General features: G+C 38.5%; 11 protein-coding genes and 1 pseudogene. 6 read left to right on the top strand and 6 right to left on the bottom strand.

What is annotated here, in order from left to right:
- Nucleotide 1: 1 nt before the first annotated feature.
- On the bottom strand, nt 2–1,066 hold the full coding sequence (locus tag HMPREF9073_RS14270; RefSeq protein ID WP_009414335.1) for an AAA family ATPase: 1,065 nt from the start codon (nt 1,064–1,066) through the stop codon (nt 2–4).
- Between the two features lie 206 nt (nt 1,067–1,272).
- Here HMPREF9073_RS14270 and lysA point away from each other — a divergent pair, with 206 nt between their 5' ends.
- Entirely contained in the window at nt 1,273–2,469 is a 1,197-nt protein-coding gene (lysA, locus tag HMPREF9073_RS14265) for a diaminopimelate decarboxylase (RefSeq protein WP_009414334.1), read from the top strand.
- Between the two features lie 93 nt (nt 2,470–2,562).
- On the opposite strand, the gene HMPREF9073_RS14260 is transcribed toward lysA, so the two are convergent.
- The 4 genes from HMPREF9073_RS14260 to HMPREF9073_RS14245 are packed head-to-tail and all read right to left on the bottom strand — an operon-like array spanning nt 2,563 to nt 6,055.
- On the bottom strand, nt 2,563–3,045 hold the full coding sequence (locus HMPREF9073_RS14260; RefSeq protein WP_002682125.1) for a hypothetical protein: 483 nt from the start codon (nt 3,043–3,045) through the stop codon (nt 2,563–2,565).
- A 24-nt stretch (nt 3,046–3,069) separates the two neighbouring features.
- Entirely contained in the window at nt 3,070–3,528 is a 459-nt protein-coding gene (gene smpB, locus HMPREF9073_RS14255) for an SsrA-binding protein SmpB (RefSeq protein WP_002682121.1), read from the bottom strand.
- 11 nt (nt 3,529–3,539) lie between these two features.
- Complete coding sequence (locus HMPREF9073_RS14250) at nt 3,540–4,580, bottom strand: ferredoxin--NADP reductase (protein WP_009414333.1); 1,041 nt, start codon at nt 4,578–4,580, stop codon at nt 3,540–3,542.
- A complete protein-coding gene (locus HMPREF9073_RS14245) occupies nt 4,577–6,055 on the bottom strand; it encodes a S41 family peptidase (RefSeq protein ID WP_009414332.1) in 1,479 nt (492 codons plus the stop codon). Before HMPREF9073_RS14245 ends, HMPREF9073_RS14250 begins: the two co-directional genes overlap by 4 nt.
- Nucleotides 6,056–6,367: 312 nt before the next feature.
- Between HMPREF9073_RS14245 and mutL the strand changes: the two genes are divergently transcribed.
- From mutL to HMPREF9073_RS14220, 5 genes and pseudogenes are all read left to right on the top strand, one after another.
- The gene (gene mutL, locus HMPREF9073_RS14240) at nt 6,368–8,206 is read left to right on the top strand and encodes a DNA mismatch repair endonuclease MutL (RefSeq protein WP_009414330.1); all 1,839 of its coding nucleotides are present in this window, start codon (nt 6,368–6,370) and stop codon (nt 8,204–8,206) included.
- 15 nt (nt 8,207–8,221) lie between these two features.
- The gene (locus HMPREF9073_RS14235; protein ID WP_009414329.1) at nt 8,222–8,983 is read left to right on the top strand and encodes a rhomboid family intramembrane serine protease; all 762 of its coding nucleotides are present in this window, start codon (nt 8,222–8,224) and stop codon (nt 8,981–8,983) included.
- A 20-nt stretch (nt 8,984–9,003) separates the two neighbouring features.
- Nucleotides 9,004–9,711 carry a carboxypeptidase-like regulatory domain-containing protein gene (locus tag HMPREF9073_RS14230; RefSeq protein WP_009414328.1) on the top strand — a complete coding sequence of 236 codons (708 nt, stop codon included), beginning with the start codon at nt 9,004–9,006 and terminating at the stop codon, nt 9,709–9,711.
- Nucleotides 9,712–9,722: 11 nt separating this feature from the next.
- The gene (locus HMPREF9073_RS14225) at nt 9,723–10,475 is read left to right on the top strand and encodes a carboxypeptidase-like regulatory domain-containing protein (protein ID WP_009414327.1); all 753 of its coding nucleotides are present in this window, start codon (nt 9,723–9,725) and stop codon (nt 10,473–10,475) included.
- Nucleotides 10,476–10,586: 111 nt separating this feature from the next.
- A pseudogene (locus tag HMPREF9073_RS14220) lies at nt 10,587–12,292 on the top strand (phospho-sugar mutase).
- An 81-nt stretch (nt 12,293–12,373) separates the two neighbouring features.
- Here the strand turns inward: HMPREF9073_RS14220 and HMPREF9073_RS14215 are convergent.
- Nucleotides 12,374–13,297, bottom strand: coding sequence for a dihydrodipicolinate synthase family protein (locus tag HMPREF9073_RS14215; RefSeq protein WP_009414324.1), 924 nt, complete (start codon nt 13,295–13,297; stop codon nt 12,374–12,376).
- Nucleotides 13,298–13,406: the final 109 nt, after the last annotated feature.

Genomic DNA, 13,406 nt, shown 5'->3' with positions numbered 1-13,406 from the left:
ATTACAAATAGTTAGGTTGTCCTGTTTCGATAATATTCCGTTTCCATAGGTCATCGAGAGTGTAATCGTCAAGCCATTGTTGTAAAGAATCTTTTGAAAGCCGTTTAAATACAGTTTCTCCCTTTATTCTATCAACTGTTACAATATCTTCAGGTTCAAAATAACTTATCAAATCGGTAGACTGAGTAGCCACTATTACTTGACAGCCCTTCTCTGCAACTGACTGGATCATAGCTGCTAATTTAGCTATAGCAGCTGGGTGTAAACCCAATTCAGGTTCATCAATCACAATAGTATCAGGCAAATTAGGTTGCAAGAACAGAGTGGTAAGTGCCATAAATCGCAATGTACCATCCGATACATCTGTTGCTCCAAAAACCATATCGCTATACTTGTCTTTCCATTGTAATTTTACCTCATCATTAGCATTAGGCACTAAATAGAAATCAGAAAAATAAGGAGCTATATTCTGTATTGTCTTTACAATTCTATGATAAGTAATTCTATCTTCTTGATTGATATGGTATAAAAAAGCTGCTAAGTTAGCTCCATTACTATACAAGTAATGAATATCATTCTCAATATTGCTCTGTAGTGTAAAAGGTGATTTTGCTCCCGTATCGTGAAAATGGTACTTGCGAAAGCCATCTAAATATCGAATGATATATTTTGCTCGATAATTATCTGTAGTTTTAAGGTGAGAATCTATATAAAAATTACCAATATTTCTATCATTCCCTTTGAATATCAAGTCTTCTTTATTGAAAACAAAACCTTCCTCTCCTAATTTTAAAACAACAGAATATCCATTTTGTCCATTATCAAATTCTATTTTAAAAGAAATTTCATCAGTAACTTTTTTACCTTGAAAGAGCATTTTATCCTCCCCTCCTTTTAGAGCAATGTACTCCCTTAGACTGCGGTTATACAGCCTATTAAGAAAGTCAAAGAATGACATAAAGTTACTCTTTCCACTTCCATTAGCCCCAATAAGGATATTAATAGGAGAGAGGTCTAAATGAATATCTTTAAATGTTTTATAACCAGTGAGATGTATATAATCCATTTCTTACAACAATAAAAATATTAAATATTGAGGTGCAAATATAAAGCAAAAAATTGAAAAAACGACTCTTATAATTTTATTTTTGATTTAGTAACCCTGAAAAATAACTAACAAACAATAGCTAATTATGAGTGATTTACTAATCGACAAATTGGCTAATTACCAAATTATTACTACCTTTGCGGTCTTAATTAGAAAAATAAAAAATGAAAACAGAAGACTTACTAAATATAGCGCATACCTACGGAAATCCTGTGTATGTATATGATGCTGAAAAAATTAGCAGTCAATATCAACGTCTTACCAATGCTTTTGCCTCAATACCTAAATTGCGTATCAACTATGCAATGAAGGCGCTTTCTAATATTGCTGTCTTGAAACTGATGAAGAGTTTAGGTGCTGGACTTGATACCGTTTCTATCCAAGAGGTACAATTAGGTTTATTAGCAGGTTTTGCTCCTGAACAAATTATCTTTACTCCTAATGGGGTATCAATGAGTGAGATTGAAGAGGCAATGCGTTTGGGCGTTCAGCTGAATATAGATAACCTTTCGTTCTTGGAACAGTTTGGCACGCAACACCCTGAAGTACCAGTGTGCATTCGCATCAACCCACACGTAATGGCAGGGGGTAACAGCAATATTTCGGTGGGACATATCGATAGTAAATTTGGGATTAGTATTCACCAAATACCTCATATCTTGCGCATTGTAGAGAATACAAAAATGCACATCAACGGTATCCACATGCATACGGGTAGCGATATTTTGGATATAGATGTATTCCTTTATGCTGCCGAAATACTCTTTGAAACAGCAAAGAACTTTAAGGACTTGCAATTTATAGATTTTGGAAGTGGTTTTAAAGTGCCTTATAAAGAGGGGGATATACAAACAAATATAGAGGAGTTAGGCGAACGCCTGAGTACACGCTTTGCGGAGTTCTGTAAAGAATACGGGCGCGACCTTACATTGGCTTTTGAACCTGGTAAATTTTTAGTAAGTGAGGCAGGGCGCTTTTTAGTGAAAGTGAATGTGGTGAAACAAACTACTTCCACTGTGTTTGCGGGTATTGATTCGGGATTTAATCACCTTATCCGACCTATGTTCTACGGGGCTACTCACTATATTGAAAACCTTTCTAATCCTGAAGGTAAAAAACGCTTCTACTCGGTAGTAGGCTATATTTGCGAGACAGATACTTTTGCTTCTAACCGACAAATAGCTGAAATTACTGAGGGTGACATTCTTTGTTTCCACAATGCAGGGGCATATTGCTATACAATGGCAAGCAACTACAATTCGCGTTTGCGTCCTGCTGAAGTATTGTGGCAAAATGGTGAGGCAAAACTTATCAGGAAAGCAGAGACTTTTGAAGATTTAGTACGAAACCAAATATATTGATTTATCAATGAGTCAATAAGTTAATTTGCCAATGAATAGAGCACTTTTGCGTTCTACTTCATTGGCAAATTAATAAATTAGCAAATTTGCTAATTATAAAAAGCGGTTGTGCCAGCTATCTTCTAAAGGCACTTCCCAATTTTCTTCGTATTCTATTTTGGTATTTACCAAATTGTTGAATACTATAGTTTGAGCCGATACAGCTTTATCTTTTACCATCTTCTTGAAATCAGCGAGGTTTTTATATGCAATATGTTCCCCTTGACGGTAACTCACATTCATACGGTCGAGCAAAGTGACATTGTATTGGGCTTCTAAATCCTGAATGAAACGCGCTAAAACATCAAGAGAGCAGCCGCCTACACCGTGAGCATCAGGAGAGGCTCCTATCACAATAAAGCGGTTGTAACGCAATTCAAAAGAGGAAAGCAATTCCTTGCCGTGTACCATCCAATGGCTTATAAAATCTTCTAACTGAGTGCGCAATTGCGCTTGTTCATCTTCCGTAAAACTGCGGTTACATTGGTATATCCACACACGGGCATCATCGGGGAGTTGTTTAAATTCTTTATACATTTTTTTTAGGTTTGTGGTATTAGGTTAGTGTTTCATTAATCGGTCTAAATTGCGCTTGTTGTCGCGGTCTTTGATGGTTTCGCGTTTATCGTATAGTTTTTTACCTCGCACTAAAGCAATGTCCATTTTTGCTAAACCTTTGTCGTTGATAAAAAGTTTGAGCGGCACAATGGTGAGTCCGCTATTTTTCACTTCTTTATTGAGTTTGCGCAATTCTTTTTTCTGTAAGAGCAATTTGCGTTCTGTTTTAGGGCGGTGGTTGTAGTGCGTACCAAAATCATAGGCCTCGATAGTAGAGTTGATTACAAATAGTTCACCTTTGTCATTAAACTCACAAAAGCTCTCAGCTATAGAGGCTTTTCCTAACCTTATTGATTTTATTTCGGTACCCACGAGCACGATTCCCGCCGTATATTTGTCGAGAATTTCGTATTCAAACTTAGCACGTTTGTTGAGTATCTGTACTGTTTTCTGAATTTTCATATATAGAGATTTTATCCTGGAATTCTCACTTTTATTTTATCAGTCATCGCATAAGCTTGACAAGTGAGGATATAGCCTTGCGATACTTGTTCGTCGTTGAGCACTTCATTTTTTGCCATTTTAGCTTCTCCTTCTTCTACCTTACCGATGCAGCTACTACACACACCATTGAGGCAGGAGTAAGGTGCATCATAACCGCGAAAAAGAGCAGAGTTTAGGAGCGTTTGGTTGCGTGCACTCTCAAAAGTATGAGTTTTGCCATTGAGTTGTAGTGTAATGGCTACATTGCCTTGCAGGGAGCTGTAATCAACATCGGCGGGTGAAGCTTCAAAGAGTTCGGTGAAAATACGTTCTTTATCAATACCTCTCAACAGGAGTATTTCACGGAGGTTTTTCACGAGTTCGGTAGGGCCACAAGCGTAGTAACGCCCCCAATTGAAATCTTTGTACTTAGTAAAAAGCTCATTCACTATTCTATCGTTGATACGCCCTGTATAGTGGTCGCCCCAAGGTTCTTGACTAAAGGCATAATGCACCAAAAAACGGTCGGGGTATTGCGCTTTTAAAGCCTCAATTTCGTCAAAAAACAAGGTTTCTTCTTTAGATTTATTACCGTAGACAAACACCACTTTAATATTGGTTTTTGCTAAAGCAGTTTTGGCAATACTCATCATAGGAGTGACGCCACTTCCTGCCGAAAAAAGCATAATATCGCGATTTCCAAAAATATCATAGAAAAAAACAAACGAGCCCATAGGCGGCATCACTTCTAATACATCGCCTGCTTTGAGCTGGGTAGTGGCATAAGTAGAAAATAAACCGTTAGGTACGCGTTTCACAGCAACGCTCAATTCATCCTCATTCACTCCTGAACAAATGGAATAAGCACGACGTACTTTTTGTCCGTTGATGGTTTGTTGTAGAGTAAGGTATTCACCAGCCTCAAAGCTAAATACTTTTTTTAATAGCTCGGGTACCTCAAAGGTAATCATTACCGATGAAGTAGTGAGGTGTGTGATTTTGGATATTGTTAGTTCGTGGAATTTATTCATTTGTACATTTCGTTTAAGCCGAAGTAGCCTGAAGTTGAGGTGCAGAGCGCTTCAAAGGAAAAAGATGTTTTAGCGGTTGATAGAGAGGCTCTGCCAGAGGTATTAATACCTGTAATTTCTTGTAATGTACGAGCTAAAAGCGGCTCACTTTCATCACCTAACACTCCTAAATTACTACCTATTTCTTCTATAAAAATATCAGGAGACAAACCATTTACATAATCGCCTACTCCTTTAGCATTTTCTATTTTCATCACCAAAGGTTGCATTGCCCATTTGTGTTTAGGGTTTTTCACTTTTCCTTGCGCATCAATATAGTCGTAAATTGTAACTGACCCCTGATTTTTACCTATAGTAGTGGCTCCTACTTGTACTACTTGGATATAAGGTTTTAGCCCATTGATTACCAACTCACTAGCTGAAGCAGTATTTTCGGAAGTTATGATATATACCTTGCTCATTCGCAAGCTGTTAATTGCTATTTTTCTACTATCTTTCACTATGTTATCGGTGAAATATTCACGAGAATTTCCTCGATAGGGCTGCACTTTGCTATTCCAGCGTTCAACGGCAAATACCTGCCCTGCAAACTGACCGGTAATCATTGAGGCTAAATAGGTAGCTGTACTCACACTTCCACCACCGTTGTAGCGCAAATCGAGAATTAGGTCGGTAACACCTTGCGCTTTGAAGTCGGCAAAAGCGTTGTTGAGAGCCTCATCAAAATCGGCTACAAAGGCATTATACATTAAGTAAGCTATTTTTTTACCCCCTTTATTGAATACTTTATGAATGAGCACAGGGTTTTCGGGGGTTTGTTCTTGGCGTAGAGTGTAGGTTTTTCCGGTAGGTTCGAATTTATCATTCACAAATCTGTAAGTAGCAAAAGAGATGATAGGCGTTTTTTGCAACAGTTGTTGGGCATTAGTGCGCGTAAGTTGTTGCCCGTTGACCCTCAATATCACATCTCCACGTTGTAAACCTAATCTTTCGGCATCGGAATTAGGTACTACATAGCGCACATACGCCAAATAAATCCCTAATTTTTGAACCAATCCAATCGTATAATTCATCCCCAAGTTGGCAGTAATCCCCTTGAAGTGGTTTTCGAGATCGGTGTAATTATCGGTGATATAGCTAAAGCGGTCTATTCGTCTATAATTATTGAGTAATCCTACGTAAAAGAGATGTTCAGGATCTTGAAAACTCTTCAAAAACTCGGTGTAACTTCTGTTTTTATCAGCTTTGGTATCAGATAGAGAACCAAAACGCTTGTCTTGCAAATTCTGTACATCGGCTTGCCACAAATAGTAAGCGTTCAACCCTTTCCAAATAAAATCACGTACGCGTAAATCTACATCATTCCCTGTATAGTCAGAAGCGCCTAAAATAGAGGAATTAGCATTCTCTACTGGGTCTTTTACACAGGATAATAAACTGATTGTGATGATGGTATATAAAAAAAGACGTTTCATTTTTAAAATAATTTTCTACAAAAGTAATACTTTTTTTATATTTGCAAAAATTTTTAATAAATAAGATAGGGTATTCGTTTTTAAAAGCCTACCCCCGTTCCCCCTCCCGAAGGGAAGGGGGCAATTCACAAAAGCTACTTTTTTTGATGAGAAAGCATCCAATATTTTCTACTATTATGGAGTTTATTCTCAACATATATAGGCTGTTATTTTTTATATGAATACCTTATAAAGAGGAGAGAGAACCATAGTAAGCAACAGCTTTTTAGTTATTTTTACTATGTTAATTGTTAATTGATAATTGTAAATTGAATGAGTGATATAATCCGTTTATTACCCGACCACGTAGCCAACCAAATAGCAGCAGGAGAAGTGATTCAACGGCCAGCCTCGGCAGTGAAAGAGCTGATGGAGAATGCTATAGATGCTCGCGCTACCGAAATTAAACTGCTCATTAAAGATGCAGGTAAAACGCTTGTGCAGGTGATAGACAACGGTATAGGAATGAGTACTACCGATGCGCGTATGGCTTTTGAGCGTCACGCAACCTCTAAAATACAAAAAGCTGAAGACCTTTTTCACTTGCAAACCAAAGGATTTCGAGGGGAAGCGCTCGCTTCTATCGTTGCCATTGCCCACGTGGAGATGCAAACCAAACGCCCTGAGGATGAGTTAGGCACCGAAATACACATCGAGGGGAGTAAAATCACACGCCAAGAGCCTTGTGTGTGCCCTACAGGTACCAGTATTGCGATGAAAAACCTCTTTTTCAATATTCCAGCACGTCGCAACTTTCTAAAATCGGATACAGTGGAATTTCGCCATATACTCGATGAGTTTCACCGCGTTGCCTTAGCTCACCCCGCCATTCACTTCTATCTGTACAACAATGGCAACGAACTCTTCAACCTACCAGCTACCAATTTCCGCCAACGCATTGTGCATCTGTTTGGAGGAAAAACCAATGAAAAATTAGTGCCTATCATAGCCGAAGATACTCCTTTAGTGAAAATCAGTGGGTTTATTGTAAAACCTGAATATTTAGCAAAGACTAAAAACTTGCAATTCTTGATGGTGAACCACCGATTTGTGAAAAATCAATACCTCAACCACGCTATTACAGCCGCTTATGAGGGGCTTATCCACGCCGACCAAAAACCAGAGTATTTCATCTCTTTAGAGGTAGACCCTACCACGATAGAAATCAATATCCACCCAACAAAAACTGAAATCAAATTTGAGGAAGAGCACAGCATTTACGCTTTGCTAAAATCGGCAGTGAAACACAGTTTAGGTCAGTTTAATATTGCTCCTACGCTCGATTTTAGCAAAGACCCTACTTTTGATATTCCGTATAACTACAAAGATAAAACCCCTGAATTTCCCAGAATACAAGTAGACCCCAATTTCAATCCGTTTAAAGAAGAGTACGAAAGCCGAAGCGGAGGCAGAACTAACTCTAATTTTGGTAATTATCCTAAAAAGACAGCCTCGTGGGAGAGTTTGTATGCAGGTATTGAATCGGCGGTAGATACGTCGGCTTCTGAAACTATAGTGAGCTCACTCTTTGAAGCCGAACCTACTAAAAATCAGGGTAAGAAAATCATCGCATTAGCCAAAAAATACTTAGTTACTACTTTGGGAGGAGAACTTATTATCATCAACTGCAATAGGGCACACCAACGTATTTTGTTTGAAGATTTTATGAAGAACCTACAATCCTCTCATACAGCAGTACAGCAGCTGATGTTTCCTTACGAACTGTCTTTTGCACCTCACGAATTAGAAGTAATCACCCAGTTGCGCGATCTCTTTGAAAGCAGTGGATTTATGTTTGCTATAGAGAGCGACAAGGTAGTAGTAAGTGGCATTCCTTTACATCTTACTGATAGTGAGATACCTAATATTTTCAACGAACTATTGCAGCAGCATATAGAGGCGCTCTCTACTACCGAAAACACTCAAAAAGAAGCATTTGCTAAAGCCTTATGCAAAAGTTTAGCGGTAAAAACAGGGCAGGTGCTCAGTGAAGAAGAACAAGAAACTTTGATAAATAATTTGTTTAGTTGTCAAGAAGTGTTAATTTCGCCTTTTGGAAAGCGAATTTACTACAGTTTATCAACAAATGAAATTGATAACTTAATTAACTAATTTGCTAATTTAAATATGGAAAGAATATCAAAAACAGTATTACACCTGATTATCATCAATGCAGTGTTGTTACTCATTACAGAACTGCATCTTATTCCAAATATAGACCTCACACAACTGTTGGCACTTCATTATTTTGAGAATACTCATTTTGGGTGGTGGCAATATGTGAGCTATATGTTTATGCATGGAGGTTTTACCCACCTATTGTTCAATATGTATGCACTGTGGGCTTTTGGTACTCCTCTTGAAAATATATGGGGGCGCGGTAAGTTTCTCTTCTTCTATTTCTCTTGTGGTATAGGCGCGGCTTTACTGCATACTATAATTAATTATTACTATGTACATCAAGGTTTGGAAGCTCTTCAAAATGTAGGTGTATCAACCGAAGAAGTAATCAGTGCTCTTTCCGACAGAAAATATTTGCCTATGTGGGAAACGATTATCAATAAGAGTACTTTTGACAATATGGCAGCAGCTATAGCTACCCCTACTGTAGGCGCTTCAGGGGCTATTTATGGTATATTGGTGGCTTTTGCTATGTTCTTCCCCGATGCTAAACTGATGTTATTCTTCGTGCCTTACCCTATCGCTGCACGCTATTTTATTCCTATACTTGTAGGCTTAGACCTCATCTCAGGTTTTACAGGTTTCTCTATCTTTGGAGGCAATATCGCTCACTTTGCTCACGTGGGAGGCGCTCTCATCGGTTTCCTCATTATGTTGTATTGGAAAAAGCACAGTTTCGATAAGAATAGGTGGGACAGATTCAGGTAATAGGTAACAAATAACAAGCGATGAAGCGATTATTTATATTCATATTTGTATTGTGTTGGTACGGTACCAATGTATGGGCACAGGCAGAGGTGCGGGGCAGGGTAATGCACGACACAATTCCGCTATCGGGGGTACACGTGCTAAACCTCTATACTCACGCCATCACCACTACTGATGCCAACGGTTATTTTACCCTTAAAGCGCGTGAACGACATACTTTACAATTTACTTTTGTGGGAATGGAAACTGTATACCGCGTACTTACCAAAACTGATTTTGGCTTTGGAGGGCTTAATATCACAATGAACGTAGCTGTGAACCAACTAGATGAAGTACAAGTCTCACAATATCGCAAACTATCAGCTCAAGATTTAGGTATCTTACAACATACCCCTCAAGAGCGCACTTTTGCTGAAAAACGACTATATGCTAGCAAAGGATTGGGTATTGTCTCGATTCTAAATACTTTGTCAGGACAAAAAAAGATTATCAAAAAAATAGTAGCCAACGAAAAAAACTTGGCTGTAGCACATTATATTCGTGAAAATATGGCTCCTTTTCTACAAAAAGAGCTCAAGCTAAACGAAGAAGAGATAGATATTTTAGCTTATTTTGTAATGGAACGCCCCGATTTTCACGAGCTTGTACGCAAAAAAGACAACAAACCAATGGAATTTATGCTTTTAGAAGCGTGGAATGAATTACGAGCCGCACAAGCAAGCAATTGATTACTCAACAGATGAGAGATTTTTTTCTCATATTACTCCTGTTCATCTCCTTTGTAACAAGGGGGCAAGAAGCGACGCGCGTTAGAGGAAAGGTGTTCTACAATAATGCACCTATAGAAGGGGTACATATTCAAAACATCGACAATCAACATTACACAACTACCGATGCAGAAGGTTCGTTTTCAATAGAAGCTCAAAAAGGACATACGCTCAAGGCTACTTTTGTGGGTAAGAAAACTCTTTATCGCAGTCTTACTCAAATGGATTTTCAGCGATTGGTCACTCTAAAAATGACCGACGTTACGATTATTTTAGACGAAGTAAGTGTGAGTGAAAGACCTAAAATAACTGCTCAAAGTTTAGGAATTCTACAACATACCCCCAAAGAGCGCACTTGGGAAGAAAAACGAGAATATGCCAATACAGATATTCTTCAAGTAGATAAACTCACCCTCTATAAATTATTAGTAGGAAATGTAGGGATAAATTTTATAGCTATTATCAATCAGCTGAATGGTAAAGCAAAAATTATCAAACAACAAGTTATCAACGAAAAGAACTTGATGGTAGCACACTATATTGTAAATGAGATGAATAACTACCTCAAGAACGAACATCATCTAACTGAAGAAGAAATAGGCACTTTGGCTTATTATGTAATGGAGAAACCCGAAGCGCATCGCCTTGTAGAACGGAAAGAAAAAAAGGAATTAGAATTTATGCTATACGAATGGTGGAATGAATTGAAAAATTCTCAAAATTAGTAAATTTGCTAATTAACAGATTTGCTAATTAAAAAAATATTCGTACCTTTGCTAACGAAAAACAACGCTGATAAAATATATAATTAGGAGTCAGCCTTTATTATTGATTTTATGAAAAGTATTGACACAGCAAAAGCGTGGCTTTCTGACACTTTTGATGCAGAAACCCGCAGTAAAGTTCAAGCCCTCATCGATGGAAATCCCGATGAACTCAACGAAGCTTTCCACAAGAACTTAGAGTTTGGCACAGGGGGTATGCGTGGTATTATGGGTATCGGTACCAACCGTATCAACAAATACACGTTAGGAAAAAATACCCAAGGATTGAGCAACTACCTCAAAAAATGTTTCCCTAACCAAGAAATAAAAGTAGCTATCGCTCACGACTGCCGCAACAACTCTAAAAAATTTGCCAAAGTAGTAGCCGATGTGTTTGCGGCTAATGGCATAAAAGTATTTCTCTTCTCCGACCTTCGTCCTACTCCTGAACTATCCTTCACCGTACGCTACTTAGGATGCCAAGCAGGTATCGTGCTTACCGCTTCTCACAACCCACCAGAATACAACGGTTATAAAGTGTATTGGCAAGACGGCGGACAAACCGTACCGCCCGAAGACGGTGATATTATGAAAGCTATTGAAGCACTCGACTTTAAAGATATCAAATTCAACGCCGATGAGAGTCTTATTCACTACATCGACAAAGAACTTGACAATGCTTTTGCCGAAGCATCTATCAAACACGGCGACTTCAATGCTCCTGAGAAAGACAAACTCAAAATTGTTTTTACTTCTTTGCACGGTACCTCTATTACAATGGTACCCGATGTGCTCAAACGCGCAGGATTTACCAATGTACATATCGTAGAAGAACAAGCCGTACCCGATGGTAATTTCCCTACCGTAAAATCACCTAACCCCGAAGAGCCCGAAGCGCTTACGTTGGCACTCAAAAAAGCAGACGCAATAGGAGCGGATATCGTAATAGGTACCGACCCCGATTGTGACCGTATAGGTATAGCTGTTCGCGACCTTCACGGCAAAATGGTACTGCTTAACGGTAACCAAACAATGGTAATGATGACCGACTTTCTATTGGAACAACAAAGCAAAAAAGGCTTTAAAGGTAATGAGTTTGTCGCTTCTACCATCGTTTCGACCCCTATGGTTCACGCGATTGCTAATGCTTACAAAGTGCAATACAAAGAAGGACTTACAGGTTTCAAATGGATTGCCAAAATGATTAAAGATTTTCCAGAGCTCACTTTTATAGGTGGTGGTGAAGAAAGTTTTGGCTATATGGTAAGGATTTTGGACGCGATAAAGATGCGGTAACTGCTACTCTATTAGCTTGCGAGATTGCAGCATTCGCTAAAGCTAAAGGCAGTTCTTTCTACAAAGAATTGCTACACGCTTATACTAAATACGGTTTCTACAAAGAATATCTCATTTCCTTGGTAAAAAAAGGTATTTCAGGATCAGAAGAAATTGCCCAAATGATGAAAGACTTACGCGAAAATCCGTTGAAAGAAATTAATGGAGAAAAAGTAAGTCTCATTTGTGATTACCAATCATCTAAGGCATTCCATCCACTTACTGGCAAAGTAGAAGATATAGACGTTCCTAAATCGAATGTGCTTATCTACCACACCGATAAGGGTACTCGCGTAGCGGCACGCCCCAGTGGTACAGAACCTAAAATTAAGTTCTATTTCAGTGTAAATACGCCTTTGAGCAGTGTAGATGCTTTTGAAGCAACTCAAAAGATTTTGGACGATAAAATCCAAAAGATTGTAAATGAATTGCAATTAAAGTAGTTCATAGTTAGTATTTTTTATAATGAAAGAGCCGACAGTTTATTGCTGCCGGCTCTTTCTCTTTTAGTGAAAAGAAAAGACTTATAGTTGATTACATCTATTAAAAAAGTCGATGTTTTCCAATTCTTTTTTAATGATAGCTTCTTCTTCATCGGTGATGTTTTGGAAAGGCGTACGGTTGATACCCAAGTCTAAACCAAGCAACTTCATTATACGTTTGCCACATACGATGTTACCACGATATTTGGCGATTACATTTATCACATCTTGAGCATAGTTTTGCAACTCGGCTGCTTTGGCAATATTGCCTTTGTGATATTCATCGATGATGCCTACCAACACTTTACCTATATAACTACCAGTACCGCTGATACCGCCACGAGCTCCGCCCATTACAAGCGCATTGAGAATCGTCTCGTCTAAGCCGTAGAGCATATCGTATTTGCCATTGTTGTACAGCATACATTGGTTGTACTCATAAAGCGGTTCATAAGTATATTTGATACCTGCTAAGTTAGGGATACGACCATCGGCTGCTTTGAGGAAAGGCAACATTGGTAAATACACTCCATTGAGTACCGGAATATGATAGAAGTAGAAAGGCAAGTTAGGGGCTCCGCAAGCTATCTCTTCGCAGTATTTTACAAGCTCTTCAACTCTACCCGCTTTGGGGAAAGGTGAAGCCATTGCGCCAATACCAAAAGCTCCAATTTCTTGGGCGTGTTGTGCCATTTTGTAGCTATCTTTGATACAAGTTGCCCCGCAGTGCACAATCACTTTGAAGCCTTGAGGAGCTACTGATACCCATTTCTCGGCTATCTTCATACGTTCTTCAACCGTCATCATATAGCCTTCGCCTGATGAACCGTTGATAAACACTCCTATCAATCCATTTTTTTGTAAGAGTTTAGCATACTGATCGATTGGTTCTAAATTTACCTCGCCTTTTTTGTCGAAAGGGGTAAAGGGGGCTACAATGAGCCCATTGATTTTTTCAAATGTCATATATTATAAATTTGTTAATTTGTCGATTTGCTAATTTGTTCATTATTTAACGTGAGTTCAGCGTAAGTAATTATCTAACAATCAATAAAATATTTTTAATCTCCCACAA

Origin of the sequence: Capnocytophaga sp. oral taxon 326 str. F0382, from assembly GCF_000318295.1 — a bacterium.
Classification (GTDB): Bacteria; Bacteroidota; Bacteroidia; order Flavobacteriales; family Flavobacteriaceae; genus Capnocytophaga; species Capnocytophaga periodontitidis.
The sequence above is the reverse complement of the archived record's forward strand: the minus strand, read 5'-3'. Positions and strand labels throughout refer to the sequence as shown.

What these genes read in the sequence shown, in the direction of transcription:
- smpB (WP_002682121.1), bottom strand. Translation starts at nt 3,528, where the DNA reads ATGAAAATTCAGAAAACAGTACAGATACTCAACAAACGTGCTAAGTTT.
- mutL (WP_009414330.1), top strand. Translation starts at nt 6,368, where the DNA reads ATGAGTGATATAATCCGTTTATTACCCGACCACGTAGCCAACCAAATA.
- HMPREF9073_RS14250 (WP_009414333.1), bottom strand. Translation starts at nt 4,580, where the DNA reads ATGAATAAATTCCACGAACTAACAATATCCAAAATCACACACCTCACT.
- HMPREF9073_RS14225 (WP_009414327.1), top strand. Translation starts at nt 9,723, where the DNA reads ATGAGAGATTTTTTTCTCATATTACTCCTGTTCATCTCCTTTGTAACA.
- HMPREF9073_RS14235 (WP_009414329.1), top strand. Translation starts at nt 8,222, where the DNA reads ATGGAAAGAATATCAAAAACAGTATTACACCTGATTATCATCAATGCA.
- lysA (WP_009414334.1), top strand. Translation starts at nt 1,273, where the DNA reads ATGAAAACAGAAGACTTACTAAATATAGCGCATACCTACGGAAATCCT.
- HMPREF9073_RS14230 (WP_009414328.1), top strand. Translation starts at nt 9,004, where the DNA reads ATGAAGCGATTATTTATATTCATATTTGTATTGTGTTGGTACGGTACC.
- HMPREF9073_RS14245 (WP_009414332.1), bottom strand. Translation starts at nt 6,055, where the DNA reads ATGAAACGTCTTTTTTTATATACCATCATCACAATCAGTTTATTATCC.
- HMPREF9073_RS14260 (WP_002682125.1), bottom strand. Translation starts at nt 3,045, where the DNA reads ATGTATAAAGAATTTAAACAACTCCCCGATGATGCCCGTGTGTGGATA.
- HMPREF9073_RS14270 (WP_009414335.1), bottom strand. Translation starts at nt 1,066, where the DNA reads ATGGATTATATACATCTCACTGGTTATAAAACATTTAAAGATATTCAT.
- HMPREF9073_RS14215 (WP_009414324.1), bottom strand. Translation starts at nt 13,297, where the DNA reads ATGACATTTGAAAAAATCAATGGGCTCATTGTAGCCCCCTTTACCCCT.